General features: G+C 34.8%; 12 protein-coding genes, 17 tRNA genes, 2 rRNA genes and 1 pseudogene. 1 reads left to right on the forward strand and 31 read right to left on the reverse strand.

From position 1 onward, the window contains the following. Positions 1-200: 200 nt before the first annotated feature. The 13 genes from colA to AC1DS7_RS16085 form a co-directional block, all read right to left on the reverse strand. Positions 201-3,098, reverse strand: a complete 2,898-nt coding sequence (gene colA, locus AC1DS7_RS16025) for a collagenase ColA (protein WP_002140307.1) — start codon at positions 3,096-3,098, stop codon at positions 201-203. Positions 3,099-3,401: 303 nt separating this feature from the next. Continuing rightward, a complete protein-coding gene (locus tag AC1DS7_RS16030) occupies positions 3,402-6,251 on the reverse strand; it encodes a leucine-rich repeat domain-containing protein (protein ID WP_476999108.1) in 2,850 nt (949 codons plus the stop codon). A 128-nt stretch (positions 6,252-6,379) separates the two neighbouring features. Beyond that, positions 6,380-7,555, reverse strand: a complete 1,176-nt coding sequence (gene yhbH / locus AC1DS7_RS16035) for a sporulation protein YhbH (RefSeq protein ID WP_476999109.1) — start codon at positions 7,553-7,555, stop codon at positions 6,380-6,382. 448 nt (positions 7,556-8,003) lie between these two features. After that, on the reverse strand, positions 8,004-9,899 hold the full coding sequence (locus tag AC1DS7_RS16040; protein ID WP_002029658.1) for a PrkA family serine protein kinase: 1,896 nt from the start codon (positions 9,897-9,899) through the stop codon (positions 8,004-8,006). Between the two features lie 403 nt (positions 9,900-10,302). Beyond that, complete coding sequence (locus AC1DS7_RS16045; RefSeq protein ID WP_372476163.1) at positions 10,303-12,372, reverse strand: sensor domain-containing protein; 2,070 nt, start codon at positions 12,370-12,372, stop codon at positions 10,303-10,305. A gap of 124 nt (positions 12,373-12,496) precedes the next feature. Further along, positions 12,497-12,985, reverse strand: coding sequence for a tRNA (uridine(34)/cytosine(34)/5-carboxymethylaminomethyluridine(34)-2'-O)-methyltransferase TrmL (gene trmL / locus AC1DS7_RS16050; protein ID WP_002029656.1), 489 nt, complete (start codon positions 12,983-12,985; stop codon positions 12,497-12,499). A 58-nt stretch (positions 12,986-13,043) separates the two neighbouring features. After that, positions 13,044-13,931, reverse strand: a complete 888-nt coding sequence (locus AC1DS7_RS16055) for an amidase domain-containing protein (protein WP_002029655.1) — start codon at positions 13,929-13,931, stop codon at positions 13,044-13,046. Positions 13,932-13,975: 44 nt separating this feature from the next. Then, entirely contained in the window at positions 13,976-15,118 is a 1,143-nt protein-coding gene (gene queG / locus AC1DS7_RS16060) for a tRNA epoxyqueuosine(34) reductase QueG (RefSeq protein WP_002115986.1), read from the reverse strand. A gap of 200 nt (positions 15,119-15,318) precedes the next feature. Further along, positions 15,319-15,392: transfer RNA gene (locus tag AC1DS7_RS16065), tRNA-Gly, on the reverse strand. A gap of 115 nt (positions 15,393-15,507) precedes the next feature. Further along, a complete protein-coding gene (locus AC1DS7_RS16070) occupies positions 15,508-16,161 on the reverse strand; it encodes a DsbA family protein (RefSeq protein ID WP_002091101.1) in 654 nt (217 codons plus the stop codon). Positions 16,162-16,347: 186 nt separating this feature from the next. After that, positions 16,348-17,124, reverse strand: a complete 777-nt coding sequence (locus AC1DS7_RS16075; protein WP_088038372.1) for a transglycosylase domain-containing protein — start codon at positions 17,122-17,124, stop codon at positions 16,348-16,350. 529 nt (positions 17,125-17,653) lie between these two features. Then, positions 17,654-18,115 carry an NUDIX hydrolase gene (locus tag AC1DS7_RS16080; RefSeq protein ID WP_002010362.1) on the reverse strand — a complete coding sequence of 154 codons (462 nt, stop codon included), beginning with the start codon at positions 18,113-18,115 and terminating at the stop codon, positions 17,654-17,656. Between the two features lie 150 nt (positions 18,116-18,265). Continuing rightward, entirely contained in the window at positions 18,266-18,985 is a 720-nt protein-coding gene (locus AC1DS7_RS16085) for a YebC/PmpR family DNA-binding transcriptional regulator (RefSeq protein ID WP_002113875.1), read from the reverse strand. Positions 18,986-19,645: 660 nt separating this feature from the next. Here AC1DS7_RS16085 and AC1DS7_RS16090 point away from each other — a divergent pair. Beyond that, positions 19,646-19,964 (forward strand): annotated as a pseudogene (locus AC1DS7_RS16090) (DUF3884 family protein). A 156-nt stretch (positions 19,965-20,120) separates the two neighbouring features. Here the strand turns inward: AC1DS7_RS16090 and AC1DS7_RS16095 are convergent. From AC1DS7_RS16095 to AC1DS7_RS16180, 18 genes are all read right to left on the reverse strand, one after another. Further along, positions 20,121-20,202, reverse strand: a tRNA-Leu gene (locus AC1DS7_RS16095). A 9-nt stretch (positions 20,203-20,211) separates the two neighbouring features. After that, positions 20,212-20,282 (reverse strand) — tRNA-Cys (locus tag AC1DS7_RS16100). A 14-nt stretch (positions 20,283-20,296) separates the two neighbouring features. Then, positions 20,297-20,371, reverse strand: a tRNA-Gly gene (locus AC1DS7_RS16105). A gap of 5 nt (positions 20,372-20,376) precedes the next feature. After that, positions 20,377-20,451 (reverse strand) — tRNA-Gln (locus AC1DS7_RS16110). Between the two features lie 66 nt (positions 20,452-20,517). Beyond that, positions 20,518-20,593, reverse strand: a tRNA-His gene (locus tag AC1DS7_RS16115). 19 nt (positions 20,594-20,612) lie between these two features. Continuing rightward, positions 20,613-20,686: transfer RNA gene (locus AC1DS7_RS16120), tRNA-Trp, on the reverse strand. 8 nt (positions 20,687-20,694) lie between these two features. Further along, positions 20,695-20,778 (reverse strand) — tRNA-Tyr (locus AC1DS7_RS16125). 10 nt (positions 20,779-20,788) lie between these two features. After that, positions 20,789-20,864, reverse strand: a tRNA-Thr gene (locus tag AC1DS7_RS16130). 14 nt (positions 20,865-20,878) lie between these two features. Then, a tRNA-Phe gene (locus AC1DS7_RS16135) sits at positions 20,879-20,954 on the reverse strand. 9 nt (positions 20,955-20,963) lie between these two features. Then, positions 20,964-21,039: transfer RNA gene (locus AC1DS7_RS16140), tRNA-Asp, on the reverse strand. 3 nt (positions 21,040-21,042) lie between these two features. Further along, positions 21,043-21,119: transfer RNA gene (locus tag AC1DS7_RS16145), tRNA-Met, on the reverse strand. A 57-nt stretch (positions 21,120-21,176) separates the two neighbouring features. Continuing rightward, positions 21,177-21,253, reverse strand: a tRNA-Met gene (locus AC1DS7_RS16150). Between the two features lie 24 nt (positions 21,254-21,277). Beyond that, a tRNA-Val gene (locus AC1DS7_RS16155) sits at positions 21,278-21,353 on the reverse strand. A 5-nt stretch (positions 21,354-21,358) separates the two neighbouring features. Continuing rightward, a tRNA-Glu gene (locus tag AC1DS7_RS16160) sits at positions 21,359-21,433 on the reverse strand. Positions 21,434-21,452: 19 nt separating this feature from the next. Next, a tRNA-Ser gene (locus AC1DS7_RS16165) sits at positions 21,453-21,544 on the reverse strand. 2 nt (positions 21,545-21,546) lie between these two features. After that, a tRNA-Asn gene (locus AC1DS7_RS16170) sits at positions 21,547-21,621 on the reverse strand. Between the two features lie 8 nt (positions 21,622-21,629). Continuing rightward, a 5S ribosomal RNA gene (gene rrf / locus AC1DS7_RS16175) occupies positions 21,630-21,745 on the reverse strand. 100 nt (positions 21,746-21,845) lie between these two features. Next, a 23S ribosomal RNA gene (locus AC1DS7_RS16180) occupies positions 21,846-22,038 on the reverse strand; the annotation flags it as partial.

A 22,038-nucleotide genomic window follows, 5' to 3' on the forward strand; every position in this document is an offset into this window, starting at 1 on the left:
CCCCACCTCTTTCAAAGATTATCGTTCTTAATTTTCAGTTATTTATCTTTTAAAGAAAAGCCTGTAAGACAGGCCTCTAAAAAAGAACAGGAGAAACCTATTGTGACAGGCTCCTCCTAGTAAATAACCGATATATTGTATATCTATATAATATACTATTTTCCACAAAAAGTAAAGTTAAACATACATTGGAAAAGAACTTATTTTACTGATAATGCGTACGTTCCATCACCATTATCATATTTATATACATACAAGTAATACTTACCTGGTTTTGCATTAAATTTTGCTTCTATATGATTTCCATTAGCTTGACCGTAAGCTGCGTAATTTTGCATATCTGATTCATGGTGAAGTACCCATGTCATCCCGATTCCATACTCATTTAAAACAGAAATATCGATATCTTTCGCTGATGCGACATTAAATGTATAAACATCGGTGTGATCCCCACCGATAAGGCTACCTTTTATAGTAGTGTTTAACCCAATACGATTTGCTTCTTCTGGACGATTATTTGGTTCTGATTCTGTTACACTTCCATCTTTAATTGTAACAGTTGTTTCGCTTCTACTCTCTTTTCCTTTATCGTCTTTTACTACTAACGCTACTTTATAAGTTCCTTCTCTTTCATATGCATGTACTGGATTAACTTCTTTACTTGTTCTGCCGTCTCCAAAATCCCATAAATAAGAAACGATTTTTCCATCTTCGTCTTTTGATCCATCACTTTTGAATTGAATTCCTTCTTTTACAAACCCATTATAAGGTCCGTTTACATTAACCGTCGGAGCTTTATTTTCTCTGTCATCTTTTGCGATACCATGGAAGACTACATCATATTCAAATTCATTTGAACTATTCACACGATAATTAACGAAGTATGCTGTAACCGTTTTGTAGCCACTCCATTCTTTTTGCGTCAATTGTTCTAAAGCCTCATTTACTCTTTTACTCATTGCTTTCCAGTCTTCTGACTCACCTTTTGTTACACTACCTGTAAACGTGCCTTCTAATGTAAATGTATTAAAGAATTGAGATGTATGCTTTGTCATTTTTGTATCTTTCATAGACAACGTTTCACTAATTTCTTTCTTCACTTCTGTTAGTGCTTTTGGTGCATGTTCAGCTAAATAATCATCTGCTACTTCCGGCACATTGTACTTATCTTGATTATCAATTAGCTGCTGCATATACTCTTGATACTCTTTATTTAACTTAGAATCTTTACTTAAAGTCTCACGATACGTATCATAATTCCCCACATCATTCGCACGAATTAAATCTTGAATTTTATCAAACGTTTCAAATTGATGAGTATATAAGTAAGACTGCAATGCGAACGAGTAGTTATAGAAATCCCAAGAACCATATTTAGCAAATAGTGTACGCTCTGCTGTATAACGGCTTGCAGGATCAGATGATAATCCACTAATGATGCTCTTTCTTGGTACAACGTTATTTGTACGAGTAGATCCTGCGAAAAATTCTGCATTCCCTTCTTGGAACCAAGTTAATCTTTCATTTTGATACATATCTCCTCTTCCAAATAAACCGGGAACTTCATATCTCCCTTGAAGATAATGAGTAAACTCATGACGGAATAACTCTTCTAAACTATAAATACTTTGCTCTGGCGTACGCTCATATGTAAAGAATGTCCCTGTCTCTTCAATATAAATTCCACCGTTGTTTGTTTCATATCCATACAATTGTCTATTTAACTGGTATTCGTCTGGAGTATTATAGATTACTATCGTTAATACGTCGTCTGCATTACCTTGTTCTAAAGCTTTGTCATTTCCGATCACACGGTGATATTGCGCTTTTACTTCCTTCGCAGCCCAATATAATCTCTTAATTTTTTCTTCTGACACTTTATCCCCAGTTTTAAATACAATAGATCCATCATCGAATGTATACGTTTTTGGTAAGTATTGCTCTTTTCCTTCTTTACGTATCTTCTCTAAATCTACCGTATTCCCGCTATAATCTTTCCCGTTATAGTTTGTTGTAATTTGTTCTACTGCAACAAAATACGGCTCACTTAAACGCGGGTACATATGCATTGCCTGTGTAACAACCTCTAATCCTTTATTTGGATTACTATGAAACTTACCTAAACGACTAGCAAAATAAATTCCATTATTAACGAGCCACTTATTTTCTGGTGTTACTTGATTTAAAAGAGCAATACGATTTATTTCATTAATAAACCCATCTACTTTTCCATACCACATCGTTTCATTCGCTTCTTTACGAGCCTCATTTAAGTAAGACTGTATATCATAATCAATGCCTTGCATCATATCGTATACAGCTTGTCCTTTCATACGATCGTCTACATATGCATTAAAATTATCATTATATTGTTTTAAAATATCCGATGCGTATTGCACCGTTTCAACATCACTTGATGCATTACTAATTAATTTTCCGTATGCAGATACGACTGTATCTTGCTCATTTGTTCCAAGCTTAAAGTTGGGATTTTTCGCAATAGCTTTTAACGCTGGTAAACATTTGTCCTGGAAGCTTCTTTCATTTAAGTCGCTTAATTCATTATTATAAAATGCAAGATAAAAAGCTGAACGTAACACTTCAGTAAACGTTTGAATTCCTTTTGAATCATCTTTCGTAAATGTACTACCTCTATGAGCTAATTCGTCTATAATTACTTGCATTTTTCCGTTATCTTTATAAAAGGCTTTTGCATCTTCATTAAACTGGAATAAGTCTGTAATTTGGTGCCACTTAATACTGCCTAACGTTTCAATTAATTCTTGATCATTCATTTTGTTTAAATCAGCCATTGAATAGCCTTCTTTAGCTTGCTTTACTGCCGAGTTCTTCGTAATAGATGCTGGTCGCTGTGAAAAATCTCCTACTTTTAAACGTTCTTGAAATGATAATGTTTCCTCGGCTTTAGAAGCGTGTCCGATCTCATCTACTGGTTTTTCAATTCCAACTGGTTTCGAATGCAATACATTATACGGTACCTTTTCTTCTGCTGATACATTCGTTTGAATTGCTCCGAGCGATAGCGCCATTGTACTAATACTAAGCAACACTTTATTGATCTTTGATTGCTTGTTCATATTATTGCCCCCCTATTTATATATTCCATTCAAGAAATTAACATATTATCTGGATGAAATGATATAAAATGCAATATTTCATATTATTTCTTCATACATTTTGAACATATAGTGAACGAAAGGGACTTACAGTTTCCGCTACAGTTGCTCCATTATTTAAGCAATCGAAACATCCTCGTATTAATATCCTTCCCCTATTCAAAAAGACCTTATCATAAGCATATTTCAACATGAAATTGCTATAATAAGGTCTTCTCAAAAACTTATATAATCATTTTGTATAATAATAAGATAAAACGTTATTTATTTCTTAAATAATCTCTTTCTAAATACAAACATACTTAATGCTGAAAGAACAAGTGCTAATCCAGAAAGTAAGGTCGGTGTGTTAGCTTGACCACCAGTTGCTGCTAAAGACTTCTGATTTTCCTCTTGCTTATTAGCATGTTGTTTATTTGAATCTTTTTCTTTCGCACTCTCTTGTCCTACCACTTTTACTGGACCAACTTGATTATTCCCTTTCGGCTCTTGATCCAATCCAGTTGCTGATTCTTTTACCTGTTCTTTTGTACCTGCAACTTCTTTCGCCGGTTCTTTCACTTCTTCTTTTGTACCTGCAACTTCTTTCGCCGGCTCTTTTACTTCTTCTTTTGTTTCTTCAATTTCTTTTACCGGCTCTTTTCCTTCTTCTTTTGTTTCTTCAACTTCTTTTACCGGCTCTTTTACTTCTTCTTTTATACCTTCAATTTCTTTTACCGGCTCTTTTCCTTCTTCTTTTATTTCTTCAACTTCTTTTACCGGCTCTTTTACTTCTTCTTTTATTTCTTCAACTTCTTTTGTTGGTTCTGTCACTTCTTCTTTTTCAACTATATTCTGGATAACTGTTCCATTAAAGCTTATACTAGTTTCATCCGAATCTAAATCAAATTTATATACCTTTTCACCTGGAGTACTCCATTTCATTACTCCGTTATTAAACGTTCCACCCTCACTTGTTAGTTTAATATTCTCAATAGTTTCTCCTTCTAAGTCATATACCGGAACTTGAATTTCTTCATTTACTTTCGCTTCATTTAAAATGATTTTTTGTCTTCCGGCATCAATTGAAAACCATTGACCTAATTGTATTAACGGCCTTACATCACGAATCTCATTTCCAGCTAATTTTAAACTGAGTAGGTCTAACATTGAACCAAGAACTGATACATCTTTAATATGATTATCCGCAAGGTTTAACCACTGTAAATTTTCCAGTGAAGATAACGTCGTTATATCTTCAATTTTATTATGAGATACATTCACGTCTTTCAATTGTTTCAAGTTTGAAATGAACTCAATATTTTTCAACCCTACTCCTTCTAAAGTGAGGTTTTCTAAGTTCGTCATGTATTCTAAACCAGTTAGATCTTTTATCTCTTTTCCTTTTTCTTTAAGTATCTCTAATGTTTTAATCTGTAATAAATCTTCTTTTGTTATAGGGGCATTTAGATTCTCTCTACCAAAATTCTTTTTATTAATATGTTGTTGTAAATTTTTATCAAGAATTACATTTTTACTTTCTGTTTGTTTTTCAACTATACTTTGTATAACCGTCCCATTAAATCTTATTTTACTTTCAGCAGGATTCGTATCTAGTTTAAATTCATATATTTTTTCTCCAGGACTATTCCATTTTATAAATCCGTTACTCAGCGTAGCCCCCTCACTTTTCAATTTAATATTTTGAAGTGGCTCTCCTTTAAAATTGTATACTGGAATTTTTATTTCTTCATCTACGCTTGCTTCATCTAAAAAGATTTTTTGTCTTTGAATATCTATTGAAGTTCGCTTACCCAATTCCTCAACAGACTTTATGTCAGAAATTTCATTCGCTCCAAGATTTATCTCATGTGAATTTGTTAAATTACTCAGTGGAGATATATCAGAGATATAATTCTCTTCTAAATTCAATACTTGTATTTTTACTAATTTAGATAATGATGATATATCTTTTATTTCACTATCAGCAATTTCTAGTTCAATAAGATTACTCATTTTACTAATAGGCTCAACATCACTAATTTTATTATTTCCTATCCATAATAGATTCACATTCTTTAACTTCTCAATACCCGAAAGATTACTAATTTGATTATTTGCTAAGTATACTTCTTCTAACGATAACACTGTAAATAATGGTGTAAGATCCTTTATATTATTACCAATTAAATCTAATATTTTAATCTTTTTCATTTGACTTAACGGTGTAAGATCTGCAATTTTGTTATCTCTTAAAAAGAGCATGTCAAGATTCTCTAGCTTAGAAACGGGTTGAATGCTTTCAATTGGATTAGAGGATAAATCTAAATATTTCAAATGTCTCAATCCCGAGATAACAGATATGTCTGTTACATTAGACTCTCTTAATGTCAACTTCTCTAAGTTTGTCATATATTCTAAACCAGCTATTTCATTTATCCCCTCACCTGAGTATATGGATAATGTTTTAATTTGTAATAAATCTTCCTTCGTTATAGGTTCATTTATATTTTTTCTCTCTAAATTATATTTATTAATATGCTGTTGTAATTTCTTATCAACTATTACATTTGCACTTTCATCTTGTTGATCCACTTTATCCTCTTTATTTTCCTTTTGATCTTTTGGAACATTGTTTTCTAGATTTAACGCATTTACTTCAAACTGCACCTGGTACTTATTATCATAGGCCATTGTCGGAATATAAATATGCATTTGCATATTATATCTTTTTCCTAATTCTCCAACTTCAAATTGAATAACCTTCGTCCCATTTTTCTTTTTATCCTCTGATATGACTTTTACATCATGGAATACACCAGGAGTATCAATATCCTCTGTTTTCAAGTATTCGAAGAAATCACTATCACTTAACGTTGCCGTTACAATTTTCTTCCCATTCTCAATGGTTAATTTAGGATTTTTTATATAAACAGCTGCCATAGACTCTTCATTCGTTTTATCTTTATACGCTTTAATAACAGCATCATATGTACCATCTTCTAAAGCATATCCCTTTTTATTAGCCTCAATTGCTACTGCCGCTAAAGCAGGCGTTGAATACGTAGCAAATGGAAGCGATAACGCCGCAGCGATAATCATCGCATTTATATGTTTTCTTTTATTTCTTTCCAACTTTACATCTCCTCCAAAATATATAAATCAAAATATAATCATTTCTCGAATAAATGATAATGATTTTCATTATCATTGTCAACTAAAAAAATAAAAAGTTTACAAAAAAATAACCCCTTTACAAGGGGTTATGCCATTCTTTCTCCTGATTCTTCTTTAAAAAAGCTCTTCATCGCATGAAATACATCTGCTTTTTGCTTTAAAATATAATATCTGAAATTCTCGTCTTTAATATTTTTATATGCTGACATAAGCGTACTGTGGCGGTTGTACTGATTCACTTCCCCATACCCAAACATATTACACTTCTTCATCAACTCTTCCACAAGCTTTACGCATCTAGCATTATCCGAAGTTAAATTATCACCGTCTGAAAAATGGAATGGATAAATATTATAACGGTCTGGTGAATATTTATTATCGATTAACTCAAGTGCTTTTTTGTATACGGAAGAACAGATCGTTCCGCCACTTTCCCCTTTTGAGAAAAACTCTTCTTCTGTGACGACCTTCGCTTCCGTATGGTGAGCAATAAACTCAATGTCTACGGTTTCATACTTTGTGCGTAAAAATCTTGTCATCCAGAAAARGAAGCTACGTGCCATATACTTCTCCCATATCCCCATCGATCCACTCGTATCCATCATCGCTAATACAACAGCTTTTGAATCTGGCTTTAACACTTCATTCCAAGTACGGAACTTTAAATCTTCTTGGTGAATTGGATGGAAAGATGCTTTACCACGCATTGCATTTCGTTTATATGCAGATATCATCGTCCGTTTCTTATCAATATTTCCCCATAATCCTGTTTTTCTAATATCATTAAATTCAATATGTTCAATCCGGTTTTCATCTATTTCTTTTCTCTTTAAATTAGGCAGCTCTAACTCTTTGAAAAACGCTTGCTCCAATTCTAAAATTGAGACTTCTGCTTCATAATAATCTTCTCCAGCTGCATCTCCTGCCCCTTGCCCTTTTCCTGGTCCCTTCTGCTTTTGACCACCTGATCCATCTCTTGCAACAACATCACCAACTTTACTGTCACCGTTTCCTTGCCCAACGTGTTTGTTTTTATCATAATTGTATCTAATCTTATATTCATCTAAAGAACGAATCGGTATTTTCACAACATCCTTACCATTAGACATAACTATACTTTCTTCTGTTACAAGGTCTGGTAAATTATTTTTGATTGCCTCCTGCACTTTTTCTTGATGGCGTTGTTGGTCGTCATATCCTTTGCGATGGAGGGACCAGTTTTCCTGTGAAATCGTGTAATTTGGTTGGTTTTCTTCGCTCATTCCTTTCCCTCCTTACTGTAATTGTCTTCCCCTATGAACAGCAATCTATAATTTTGTTTTCTAGTGTGCATAACTAGAATATTTGAAAAATAACTGTTCATCGAAAATCATCCCATAAACATATATAGCGTTTTTCATACAATACTCCGAGCATCCTAAACAAAATTTTGCCACTCACATAATAGAAAGAAACATTCAGCCGTTGATAAGAAAGAAACACAATGCATTGTTGCACACATTTTCGTTTTGCAACATATTGTATTGTGTTGGCTTTTTTGTATGAATGGTTGGTTACTCTATCATATGCATATTGTAAAAATAATTGACAAGAAATTCATAAAATCGCATCTTAATTTATTATATTCGGACAAGCTATGAAATTTTTTACAAATATCAATAGATAACAAAACGCCGCCCCAAGAATAAGAGACAGCGTTTTGTTATCAAACTATCGATTTAACAAACTACCTACATATCGTAACAATTCATTCGCAGATGAAGAATTATAGCCATGCTCATCAATTAAGCGTGCAACAACATCATTGATTTTCTTAAGCTGATTTTCGTCTGGTGTTTTCGTTGATGTTGTAATTTTCACTATATCTTTTAAATCGGCAAATAGTTTTTTCTGAATCGCTTCACGAAGACGTTCGTGTGAATTATAATCAAAGCGTTTTCCTTTACGTGCATAAGCAGAAATGCGAATTAAAATTTCTTCACGGAATGCCTTTTTAGCATTTTCTGAAATTCCAATTTGCTCTTCAATCGAACGCATAAGTTTTTCATCTGGGCTCATTTCTTCACCAGTTAACGGATCACGTAATTTTGATTTATTGCAGTATGCTTCGACGTTATCTAAGTAATTATCCATAAGTGTCTTAGCTGATTCTTCGTATGAATAAACAAATGCTTTTTGTACTTCTTTCTTAGCAATTTCATCGTATTCTTTTCTCGCTAATGAGATGAAATTCATATAGCGCTCTCGGTCCTCACTACTAATTGACGGGTGCTGATCCAATCCGTCTTTTAACGATCTCAGTACATCTAGTGCATTAATAGATGGTACCTCTTTTCGAATAATTGTAGAAGAAATTCGGTTAATGACATAACGAGGGTCAATCCCCTTCATACCTTCATCTTGATATTCGCGTTGCAGTTCCTCTACATCAATCGTATTATATCCTTCTACCGTTTCTCCATCATATAAACGCATCTTTTTAATTAAATCAATATCTGGACGCTTCGGATCTTTTAAACGAGTTAAAATAGTGAACATTGCTGCAACGCGAAGTGTATGCGGTGCAATATGAACATTGGACACATCACTTTCACGAATCATTTTTTCATAAATATGTTCTTCTTCACTAACCCGTAAATTATATGGAACCGGCATTACAATAATTCGTGAATGCAATGCTTCATTTTTCTTATTTGCTATGAAGGAACGATACTCTGTTTCATTTGTATGCGCTACAATTAATTCATCTGCTGAAATAAGCGCAAATCTTCCTGCTTTAAAATTCCCTTCTTGTGTAAGCGATAGTAAATGCCATAAAAATTTCTCATCACATTTTAACATCTCTTGGAATTCCATCATGCCGCGGTTCGCCTTATTTAATTCTCCATCAAATCGATATGCACGAGGATCTGATTCCGAACCGTATTCTGCAATTGTAGAAAAGTCTAGACTACCTGTTAAATCGGCAATATCTTGTGATTTTGGATCAGAAGGACTAAATGTACCAATTCCTGTACGGCGATCTTCAGAGAAGAAAATACGCTCTACAACTACATCCTCAATTCTTGACCCATATTCTTGCTCTAGACGCATAACATTTAATGGTGATAAATTCCCTTCAATCCTTACTCCATATTCATCAAAGAAATCATTCCGTAAATGTTGCGGAATTAAATGAAGTGGATCTTCATGCATTGGGCATCCTTTTATTGCAAAAATCGCTCCACGATCTGTTCGTGAATATGTTTCTAATCCTCGTTTCAACATCGTAACTAATGTTGATTTCCCCCCACTAACAGGCCCCATTAATAACAAAATACGTTTCCTAACATCTAATCGTTTTGCAGATGGATGAAAATATTCTTCCACAAGGCGTTCTAAAGCATCCTCTAATCCAAATAGCTGATTACTAAAGAAGTTATATTTTCTTCTACCATCAACTTCTTCAATTCCAGCATCTTTTATCATATTGTAAATGCGAGAGTGTGCTGTTTGAGCCACCCATGGTCTTTCTTTCACAAGCTCCAAATACTCCGCAAACGTACCTTCCCATTGTAAACGTTCTTCTGCTTCCCGATATTGTTCAATTTTCTTTAGAATATCCATTATAGCTCCTCCCCCATCTCCTTGTTCAATCGGATTATTATAAAAGGTATGCTAGGATGTCCTTAAACATTCTTTAAATCAAAACGAAATATATAATAGCGCGATAAAATTCTCTCCAAAATTCAAAGAAAATTCTGTATAATAAAGGTATTAAAGTTTTCACGCTGCTATTCATTGTAAATAAATTCTTTTCTTCTGGGAACCTTACATACATTTCGATTCACAAATAGGATTCGTAAACCGAAAAAGTAAGGGGGAAATTAGTATGAAGTTATTATTAATTTTAGGTGTATCACTCACATTTCTTACAGCTATTTTCACATCTGGTTATAACGATAAACCAGGTACACAAAAAAAGTAATGTGCTGAAAAGCACATCACTTTTTTTCTTGTTTTTTATACACTATTTAAAATAAATATTTTCCACATCGTATATCGATAAAGGGCGATTATAAAAATAACCTTGTACGATTTTCACATTCTTTTCCTTTAAGAACTGTATTTGTTCCGCCTTTTCTACTCCTTCTGCAATTACATTTAACCCTAGAGTATGTGCTAAATGAATAATTGCAGCCGTAATATTCGTATCTCTTTCATCTTTATATATACCTTCCATAAAAGAACGATCAATTTTTAACGTATCAATCGGATATGTTTTTAAATAACTTAAAGATGAATATCCCGTTCCAAAGTCATCTAAATGAATCTTTAAATTTTGTTCTTTTAACTGCAATAACACTCTTTTTGATACATCTTTATGTATAAGAGCCCCTTCTGTAACTTCTATTGCTAATAAATGAGGGGGAACGTTGTACTTATTTAAAGCACGTGTAATCATCTCTATTAATGTAATAGAACGAAAATGTCTAGCTGAAATATTAACTGCGATTGGTACAACCTCATATCCTTTATTTAACCATTCACGCATCTGTTCACAAACTTGATGTACTACCCATTCATCAAGTTTAATAATAAACCCTGTTCTTTCAGCAAGTGGGATAAATTGATTTGGCGAGACAAAACCTAGCTCCTTATTCTCCCACCTTATTAAGGCTTCCATACTGGCCATCTTTCCCGTTTCAATATTAATTTGAGGTTGATAATAGAGGGAAAATTCATTTTTCTCTATAGCACGATGTAACTGATTTTCTATTATAAACCTTTGTTCACGTTCACAATCTAATCCACTACAATAAAAATGATAATACCCTTTTCCTTTTTCCTTTGCTTTTTCCAAAGCTGCGTCGACTCTTTGGAAAAGCATTTTTTCATCCATTCCATCTTCTGGGGCCATTACAATCCCAATTGATGCACTCAAATAAACATCCTCTTCTTCTATTACAAAATGCCCACTAATTTTCTTTAATATTGTTTGTGCAACTTCCTCTACGTATTCTCTCGTTATATTTTCTATTAACATAACAAATTGATCATCATGTTCTCTAAATAAATGCATATCTTCTATTTTTAGGTCTCGTAAGCATTCAGTAACTTTTTTTAAGACTTGATCCCCTTCTTTATGACCAAATGTATCATTAATAAGGTGAAATTCATCCAAATCTATAAAAACCAATGCGAATTCTTTATTCTCAGCTAAAAATTCATTTAGCTTATTTGTACATGATATTCTATTCATTAACCCCGTTAACTGATCAAAGTAAGCCAAATATTCTGTTTTCATCTCATTTAATACTTGCCTCGTAACATCCCTCGTAACAATGTACACCCCGACGATTTCACTATTCACAATAATGGGGATTGTCCTCACGGAAATATAAAGTTCATATCCTTCTTTATGAATATATTTCTTTGCAACAATTTGTTTTGCGCTTCCCTGTAAAGCATTTTTAAATATAATTTGAAAAGTTTTTTCATATTCTTTATTTATAAACTGAAAAATAAATTGGTCCTTTAACTCTTCATATCGATACCCAAAAATTTCATAAGTCGCTGGATTTGCATATGTAATTCTTCCAATAGAATCTACAGATATAATGGAATCATTATTATATTCTAGTAATGACTTAAATAACATTTGTTTTTCTTCTATTTCCACTTTTTTCTTAACCTGTACTGTAATATCTCTAGTAATACAAATAATAAACTGACATGTTCCATTTACATCGCATACTGGATTAAGTGAAGATTCATAATGTATATCACCAGTTGGCAAACTAATTACATCACAAAATGTAATTGCTCTCGCTTCTCTCATTACTTTTGCATAGTGTCCTTGCAATAACCTTGCCGTATCTTCTGGTAATACCTCTGCAAAAGTTTTCCCATAACATTCTTTCCCTAGCCTGGCGTGATTCATTCCTATTTTATTCACATAAATATATTTAAAAGTTTCATCATCAATAACTTTCACAATAAACACTAAATCTTGAATAGCATGTAACAATCCCTGTCTTACTAAATCCATATCTATCATACTTAAAAAGGTATTTTGATTATTATATTGTTCCTTCATATTTATCTCAACCCGTCTTATCTATTTTTATTCATATATCTCATTCTATATGAATATGTACCTTTTTTAAAATGTATGATTACATATTTTTTTAAAAAATAAAAAAGCCGCCAAATGGCGACTTTTAATACACGATTTCTAAATCTAATCCTGGATAATTTTGTTGACGGAACGCTTCATAAATTAAAATTGCTGCTGTATTAGATAAATTTAATGAACGTACTTTATCCGTCATTGGAATACGTAAACAATGATCGAAGTTTTCTTCAATTACATTAGCTGGTAATCCATTTGTTTCTCTTCCAAATACGAAATAGTAATCCTTCTCACGTTTGCTATAATTAAATGCTGTATGAGCTTTCTCGCCATACTTTGTTAAATAAAAGAATTCACCATCTTTATTTTTCTCATAAAATTCTTCGATTGAATCATAATACGTAACTTTTACGTGCTGCCAATAATCTAATCCTGCACGCTTTAACATTTTGTCATCCGTTGAAAATCCAAGCGGTCTAATCAAATGTAATTCTGTTCCAGTTGCTGCACAAGTACGTGCAATATTTCCTGTATTTGCTGGAATTTCTGGTTGATATAAAACAACATGTACTCCCACGCGATATTCACCTCTATTTTTTATCTACTACGTATTATACCACTTGAACGAAAAATCTCTACCCATTAATAATATGAAAGAATTTATATTTCATTTGTGGTGTATATTTACTAGAATCTTCATAGTTCCAATAACGCCTGCGGCTATTCGCTGAATGTGCATTTACAAGCGGCATACCATCTGCGTCTTTTGCTACTACAATTGTCGTATGATTCCACCTACCATCATCCTCAAAATCATACGCAATTACATCGCCAAGAATAAGGTCTTCTGGCCTTTCTACTGCTTCTGCTCGAAGCCCTGTTGTAGCACCTGACAAATACCAATAAAAAGAGTGTGCTACAGCCCAGCTCCAACTCCACTGGTTTCCCCTTTGCCACCACCCTTTACGAATGTTAGGATGTCCATTCATTGGTACTTCTCCAGTATGCAGACATTGTGAAATGAAATTTGTACAATTATCCGGAAAATTACGGTATGCAGAATTGCGATCATCCCACCAACGCTCTGCATATTTCACTGCCTCTAAACGATTATATTGATATGAACCGTATTTTTCTTTCGTGACTTCCCGTTCTAACGTTTCACCTATTCCTATTTCTTCTGACACTTCGAGAGCATAATCATCTATTATACAACTATTTTTTAAACAAACTCGTCGTTTTAATTGTTCCTCTTCGATATAAAATAATTCTTTATGCTTAATTAAATATTTCAAGTGTATTTGATAATCAATTTCTTGATGCTCATTACTATTTAATTGTCTAACGAAAGAAATATCTGCAGTTGCTTTCACTATATGTGCACTACGCTTTTGAAACAATTGTTTCTTTCTCTGTACCATTTGTAACAAATCTACTGCAATACCATCTACATCTGTTCGTTTCTCTGTTATATATGCTAAAAACTGTTGCACTTGCTTTTCAATATTCGCTTTTACAACCATTTCGTCTCCCTCCCATATTACAATATGAAAAAGGGAGATATTATCTACTCTTTTTTCTGTGCTAACAATTCAAGTCCACGATTCATTTCATGAAGAACCTCTTCATCTTTCTCACGTTCCATCGCTTTTTCAATCGCTTCTCCTACTCCATCTCCACCAATTTTCCCAAGTGCCCATGCTGCTGTTCCCCGAAGGACTGGTCTTGGATCATCTTTCATAACACCGATTAAATCAGGAATTGCTGCTGTTTCTTTAAAATGCGCAAGTGCTAAAATAGCATTTCGTTGCAATGGTTTTTTACCTCTCCATGAACCAGACATAATTCCATACTTCTCTTTAAAATCACGATTACTAATTGTTAAAAGTGGTGTTAATAACGGTTTAACTAACTCAGGGTCAGGCTCCATTTCAGGATGGTTATGAAAATCCATTCCTTTATTTTTCGGACAAACAGTCTGACACGTATCACATCCATATATACGGTTTCCTATTTTATCGCGATATTCTTCAGGCAGAAACCCTTTTGTCTGTGTTAAAAATGCAATACATTTCTTCGAGTCCAACTGCCCGCCTTGTACTAAAGCACCTGTAGGACAAATATCAATACATTTCGTACAACTTCCACATTGATCTTCTATTGGCCGATCAGGGGGGAATGGAACATTCGTAATCATTTCTCCTAAGTATACATACGAACCAAATTCCGGTGTAATAATAGCGCAGTTCTTACCACTCCATCCAATACCGGCACGCTCTGAAACAGCTCGATCACTTAGCTCCCCTGTATCAACCATTGATTTCACTTCTATATCCGGCAGCTTTTCGATTAAATACGCCTCTAACTTTTGCAAACGATCTCGTAGAACAAGGTGATAATCTTGGCCCCAAGAAGCACGGCAAAAAATCCCACGTCGTTCCCCACGTTTACTTAATGGTGCATTTTTTAATTTTGAAGGGTATGCTAAAGCAATCGCAATAATTGATTTCGCACCAGGTAGCAATAGCTGTGGATTCGTTCTCTTCTCTATATCAGGCTCTTCGAATCCAGACTGATAATTCAATTGTTGTTGCTGGATTAGGCGCTGCTTTAATTCCTCAAATGGTGAAGCACTGGCAAAACCTATTTTATCTATACCAATCGTTTTACTATACGCAATTACATCTTGCTTTAATTGTTCAAAGTCCATTTTCAATCGCCTCCACCGATGAATCCATCCCTTATGTAACGACTATACTGGTTATCAATTCACTTTTGGAATAATATTCTTCACTTCTATTTTCGCATACAATTATGATTTTCAAACATTAAAAAACGCAATGCTTCGTTTATCTTAGAAACGAAACACTGCGTTGATCACAATTTATTAGAAAAACATTAAATAAAATTTGGAGCGGGTGAAGAGAATCGAACTCTCGACCAGAGCTTGGAAGGCTCTTGTTTTACCACTAAACTACACCCGCAAATATGAAAAAAATATAAGATATTGAAATAACTTATGTAAATTAGTATAGCATGTAAAAAAAATCGAAGCAAGAAATTTATCGAAAAAAGTCGAAAAAGTGATGAGATACCTCATCACTTTTTCAATTCTTTATCAATCGCCTTCTTCATACTATCGAAATCAGGGTTTGCAAGATTCCCATTTATATATACTGAAGGAGCACCTTGAACTTTTAATTTTTGAGCACGATCTGAATCTTTACGTACTTTGTCTTTCATTTCTTTACTGTGTAAATCTTTTTTAAACTGTTCTACATTAATTTTCGGAAGCTTTTCTTTCACAATATTAAGAAGTAATTCTTCTGTAATCCATTCTTCCGTATCTTTCTTTTGATTTTGATAAATCTCATCATAGAAAATCCAGAATGAATCTTGATCTTGTTTATAAATTGCTTCACCGGCAGCTGCACCTAAATCAGAGTCTTTTCCGATAAACGGGAAGTTAATAAAATATAACTGCACTTTACCTTTATCAATATACTCTTCTTTTAATCGTGGTAATACTGTTACATCCCAAGTACGACAAGCTGGACATTTAAAGTCTCCAAATTCAACTACCTTAACTGGAGCATCATCTTTTCCTAAAGATTGTTGCGTAGAATAAGCAAACATCTCATTCCCTTTATCTTTCTTGTCATTTATGATGCTATACACAATCGTCCCGATTACAATCAATACTGCGATAGAAAAAACTATACCAAGAGCCATGAGTTTGTTTGATGATTTCATATACATTCCTCTTTAATTTCATATTCTGTATACATCATTGTACACAATACACATAATATCAATACTTACATAGGTCACGCAATGAACACGCTCACATAAATTACAAAAATACAACGTTTGTGACAATATTGTGTCGCCTTTTGTCACAAATTATTAAAAAAAGAAGCTCCTATGTAGGAACTTCTTTTAACTTACTGCTTTTTCACGGGCATTTTTTAACATGGATTGCTCTGTTTTTATATCATGGCGAATTACTAATTTCTCACTAACTGCTTGCACATATTCATCATGATTTATATACCCTTCTTTCTCCATTAGCCTTAAAACTACATTCCGTCTCTCAACTGCTTTATCATAATTTTGTGCAGGTGAGTAATAAGCCGGTGCTTTTACTATAGCAGCCATCATTGCACTTTCAGCCAGTGTTAATTGATCCACTTTTTTACCGAAGTAAAGGTTTGCTGCTTTTTCAATCCCCCATGCGCCTTCTCCGTAGTAAATATTACTTACATACAATTTTAATATCTCATCCTTTGTGAATGTACGTTCAATCTTTTTCGTATAAAAAATTTCTTTCCACTTACGGGAAAATGTACGTTCATTAGATAAGAAAGCATTTTTAGATAACTGCTGTGTAATCGTGCTTCCTCCTTGCACAACACCACCAGCTTTTATATTCTCAATAGACGCCCTGATAATCGCTATATAGTCTAAACCGTTATGATGATAAAATCTTTTATCTTCCGTCGCAATAAATGCGTGTGTTAATGATTCTGGCACCTCTAAATTAGCAGGTACATGTAATTTACCAATATCACTTCGCTCAATCATTACATTTCCAACGAATAATAATGCAAAACTTAACAATAATAATAATATAATGGCTTTATAAAGAAATTTAGTTAATGGATTTAATGCAACTTTTTGATGATAGTTCACCCTAGATAATACTCGTTCTTTCATCTCGAACACCTCTTTTCCACACAGCATATAACTCTTAATTTAAGAATACCTTGTTATAAAAGAATATCCCATCGATTTCTCTTACACCTACCTTACAACATTGTAAGGTGTAAAAATGTATTGTATCACAGTCCCTTTTTATCTACTATTCATATGAAATATTGAATATACATTTATTTATCACACTATTCATAGGAAGTAGGACTCTCCTTAATTTCACTTTATTCTTTTATTATATCAGTTTATACATTTATGCTTTTAAACATCTAGCAATCTAATTATATACGATATATCACCATTATACAGAACGAACGTTCTATAAATCAATACTAGCTTTCGGATTATCTCGCTATTTGTGTGCAGTAAGAATTCTCCCTCAAAACTTGGCTAAAACTAGGAAATTAGGTGGTAGTCCTGCTTCCTCCACCAATTATTAGCCTACACTTTATTATTGTGACCTTTTTCTGAAACAGTATACATAAAGAAAAGGTTAGCAATTTGAGCTGTCCTCAAATAACTAACCTTTTCTTTACAACCTTCCTATAAGATTATATGGCTGAACTTCCCATGTTTCGTATGGAATAAAATGCATTGCTTTCATCGCATCAAGTGTCCTTGATTTCATATGAGGACGCGTTATATACTCATCAATGTTCTCTTCGTTTAAAGCAACAAATTTAGCCTCTTGTATTTCTTCAGATTGAATTTTTATTTCACCACTAACATATGCTACTTTAAAAACAACAGCTACAATATGCATAGAAGCATTATAATAAATCCCTGTAACTCCGATAGGCTTCACAGTTAATCCTGTTTCCTCCATTATTTCTCTGCAAACAGCTTGATCGAGCGCTTCCCCTTCTTCTACCTGTCCTCCAGGCATTTCCCACGTATCTGCTCGCCAGTGCACTTTCGTTAAAAGCACCTCATTCTTTTCATTTGTTAAATAACCTGCTACGGCAACAATATGTTTTGGTGTTTTATGCTCCACAGAAATACCTCCTAGAAATATGATTATTTAAAATACAAACCTATAACCATATTCCCTAGCAGCTACAAAATACCTTTAATACTTTACCACCTTAATTAACTCCATAAAAAAAGACCCTATCCGTTAAAGGAAAGGGTCTTCTGTCTTATATTATTCCCCTAAGTCTACGTTGTGGTAAACTTGCTGTACATCTTCTAAATCTTCTAATGCATCAACCATTTTTTCAAATTGTACTTGAGCATCTTCAGGAAGTTCCACATCACTTTGTGCAAGCATTGTTAATTCTGCAACTGTAAATTCTTCAACACCAGCACCTTTAAGTGCAGATTGTACTGAATGGAACTGATCAGGTTCAGCATAAACGATAACAGAATCTTCTTCTTCTAGAATGTCACGTGCATCTACATCTGCTTCCATTAAGATTTCAAGAACTTCATCAGATGTTTTACCTTCAAGACCGATAACAGCTGTCGCATCAAACATGTAAGCGACAGAACCGTTTACACCCATGTTACCACTGTTTTTGCTAAATGCAGCTCGTACATCTGCTGCAGTACGGTTTACGTTATTTGTCAGTGTATCTACAATTACCATAGATCCGTTTGGTCCAAAGCCTTCATAACGAAGCTCGTCATAGTTTTCTTCTGAACCGCCTTTTGCCTTTTCAATCGCACGGTCAATAATTGTTCTTGGCACGTTGTATGTTTTCGCACGTTCTAATACAACTCTTAACGTTTGGTTTGATTCTGGATCTGGCTCGCCTTGTTTTGCTGCCACATAAATTTCACGTCCAAATTTCGCGTATATACGGCTTGTATTTGCATCTTTTGATGCTTTTTTTTCTTTAATATTGTTCCATTTACGGCCCATACTTTCCACTCTCTTTCCCATTTTAAATCTACATAAAAATATTAATATGAAATATAATGTGTATTCAACACATTTTTAAAAGAAATATAAAAAGTTCATTTTTGATTCATATTACAGACATAATATAAATCACTATCATTTTGTTCTTTCGACAAGTTATATTATACATGAATTCCTAAGTTTATTACGAATTTTAGAATCACATAGCATAATTTAACAAAAAAAAACCTAACATTTCTGTTAGGGTCTTTTTAGGTGACATTTATATAGAGTGCTACCCTTAAAATCCTTTATTTTAAAGCATTTTAAAAATTTCGAGCTTCTTTAAACATGATAAATTAAAATGAAACGGAGCCAAAATGGAATCATATTAAATAACTGACACCTTTTACTTTCATTTCTCTCCCTTGATTAAATTTATCATATTTCATTTATTACTGTGATGATTTATTTTATTATTTCTCGCTAAACAATAAGAAACAGGGCAAAGCTGCCATGTCCTTTTAAAGATTTGTTATGTAGTATGTTATGAACTATTCATTATCAAACTAAAGTTATTCCTTTTCATTCCTCTACTAATCCCATAATATTTCCTTAATTACTTTCTATTGCTGTATAATTAAAATAGGAAAAAATTTGAAGAAAAGATGGGGGAGAATTATGACACATTCAAATGAGAAAAAATCACATGGTTTTAAAGGAATAGGAGAAGTTAAACCCAACTATCTATCAAGTGAGATTCATGAAATTGGATGGTCCAATTCAATTTGAGTCGTTCCCTAAATTAAAGGAATTAGGGGACTGGTTGAGTACTTCAACGCAAATATGGTCGTGTCACTCAACTATGTACAAGTACAACAGAGAAGAGTTTGAAAAGAAGTTTTTCGAAATTACGAAATTACCAGCTGATAATGTGGTAATTTCAACTGGTGGTATCGGATTTAACTTCATGTCACCAGGGTGGAGAGATTCTCTCTAGAGTGCTCGAAAAAATTCTTGTATATGTAATTAAAGTTCGTCACTTACTCACCGCACACTACCCCAACGCACTATTAGTGCTTATTTTGTAGTGTGAAGAAAACACAAAAAAACTCTACACAATTAGTGTAGAGCCTTGATGTTACGCCGTTCATGATACCGATGGTCGGGGTCGAACCGACACTCCCGAAGGAACACGATTTTGAGTCGTGCGCGTCTGCCAATTCCGCCACATCGGCATAAAAGAAAGGCGGCAACCGGATTTGAACCGGTGGTAAAGGTTTTGCAGACCTCTGCCTTACCACTTGGCTATGCCGCCATATGAAGTTAAAATGGAGCGGAAGACGGGATTCGAACCCGCGACCCCAACCTTGGCAAGGTTGTATTCTACCACTGAACTACTTCCGCAAAAATGGCTGGGCTAGCTGGATTCGAACCAGCGCATGACGGAGTCAAAGTCCGTTGCCTTACCGCTTGGCTATAGCCCACCGAAGTTTTACTTAATTATATGTAAGTATCCATTAATTTATTTGTAATTTTTTAAAAAATAAAAATGGGGCGACTGATGGGAATTGAACCCACGARTGCCGGAGCCACAATCCGGTGCGTTAACCACTTCGCCACAACCGCCATGTTGTGTTTATATATTTGGCAGGGGCAGTAGGAATTGAACCCACACTGGAGGTTTTGGAGACCTCAGTTCTACCTTTAAACTATGCCCCTATGTAAAATGGTGGAGGGGGGCAGATTCGAACTGCCGAACCCGAAGGAGCGGATTTACAGTCCGCCGCGTTTAGCCACTTCGCTACCCCTCCGAAACTTACATGGTGCCGGCTAGAGGACTTGAACCCCCAACCTACTGATTACAAGTCAGTTGCTCTACCAATTGAGCTAAGCCGGCATATTTTATTAAAATGGTGGCTCGGGACGGAATCGAACCGCCGACACGAGGATTTTCAGTCCTCTGCTCTACCGACTGAGCTACCGAGCCTTATTAAAATGGCGGTCCCGACCGGGGTCGAACCGGCGATCTCCTGCGTGACAGGCAGGCATGTTAACCACTACACCACGGGACCATTTGGTTGCGGGGACAGGATTTGAACCTGCGACCTTCGGGTTATGAGCCCGACGAGCTACCGTACTGCTCCACCCCGCGATAATATTATTTATATAGTTATATGATAAGTGTTAGCAACCACATTACGAGAATGTTTGGTTGCGGGGACAGGATTTGAACCTGCGACCTTCGGGTTATGAGCCCGACGAGCTACCGTACTGCTCCACCCCGCGACAATATTATTCATATAATTTATATGGTGGAGGATGACGGGATCGAACCGCCGACCCCCTGCTTGTAAGGCAGGTGCTCTCCCAGCTGAGCTAATCCTCCAAAAGTGGTGACCCGTACGGGATTCGAACCCGTGTTACCGCCGTGAAAGGGCGGTGTCTTAACCACTTGACCAACGGGCCAAATATTATAAATTCCTTATGGCGGAGAGCAAGGGATTCGAACCCTTGATACGCTTGTGACGTATACACGATTTCCAATCGTGCTCCTTCGGCCAACTCGGACAGCTCTCCAATGGCTCCGCAGGTAGGAATCGAACCTACGACCGATCGGTTAACAGCCGATAGCTCTACCGCTGAGCTACTGCGGAATAATATTGCCTGGCAACGTCCTACTCTCACAGGGACAAGGTCCCAACTACCATCGGCGCTAGAGAGCTTAACTTCCGTGTTCGGTATGGGAACGGGTGTGACCTCTCTGCCATCATTACCAGACATTATTCTTTTGAGACAATCATTATTATAACTTATTCACTCTGAAAGTCAATAAGTTTTTTATATTCTCTCAAAACTAGATAACATTGCTTCATATTATATGGTTAAGTCCTCGATCTATTAGTATTCGTCAGCTCCACATGTCACCATGCTTCCACCTCGAACCTATCAACCTGATCATCTTTCAGGGATCTTACTAGCTTACGCTATGGGAAATCTCATCTTGAGGGGGGCTTCATGCTTAGATGCTTTCAGCACTTATCCCTTCCGCACATAGCTACCCAGCTATGCCC

The organism is Bacillus sp. P4_E1 (genome assembly GCF_056401715.1).

Excerpts from the sequence above, each read along its gene's own strand:
- AC1DS7_RS16075 (WP_088038372.1), bottom strand. The coding sequence starts at position 17,124 with ATGAAAGAACGAGTATTATCTAGGGTGAACTATCATCAAAAAGTTGCA.
- colA (WP_002140307.1), bottom strand. The coding sequence starts at position 3,098 with ATGAACAAGCAATCAAAGATCAATAAAGTGTTGCTTAGTATTAGTACA.
- AC1DS7_RS16070 (WP_002091101.1), bottom strand. The coding sequence starts at position 16,161 with ATGAAATCATCAAACAAACTCATGGCTCTTGGTATAGTTTTTTCTATC.
- queG (WP_002115986.1), bottom strand. The coding sequence starts at position 15,118 with ATGGACTTTGAACAATTAAAGCAAGATGTAATTGCGTATAGTAAAACG.
- AC1DS7_RS16085 (WP_002113875.1), bottom strand. The coding sequence starts at position 18,985 with ATGGGCCGTAAATGGAACAATATTAAAGAAAAAAAAGCATCAAAAGAT.
- AC1DS7_RS16045 (WP_372476163.1), bottom strand. The coding sequence starts at position 12,372 with ATGAAGGAACAATATAATAATCAAAATACCTTTTTAAGTATGATAGAT.
- AC1DS7_RS16055 (WP_002029655.1), bottom strand. The coding sequence starts at position 13,931 with ATGGTTGTAAAAGCGAATATTGAAAAGCAAGTGCAACAGTTTTTAGCA.
- AC1DS7_RS16040 (WP_002029658.1), bottom strand. The coding sequence starts at position 9,899 with ATGGATATTCTAAAGAAAATTGAACAATATCGGGAAGCAGAAGAACGT.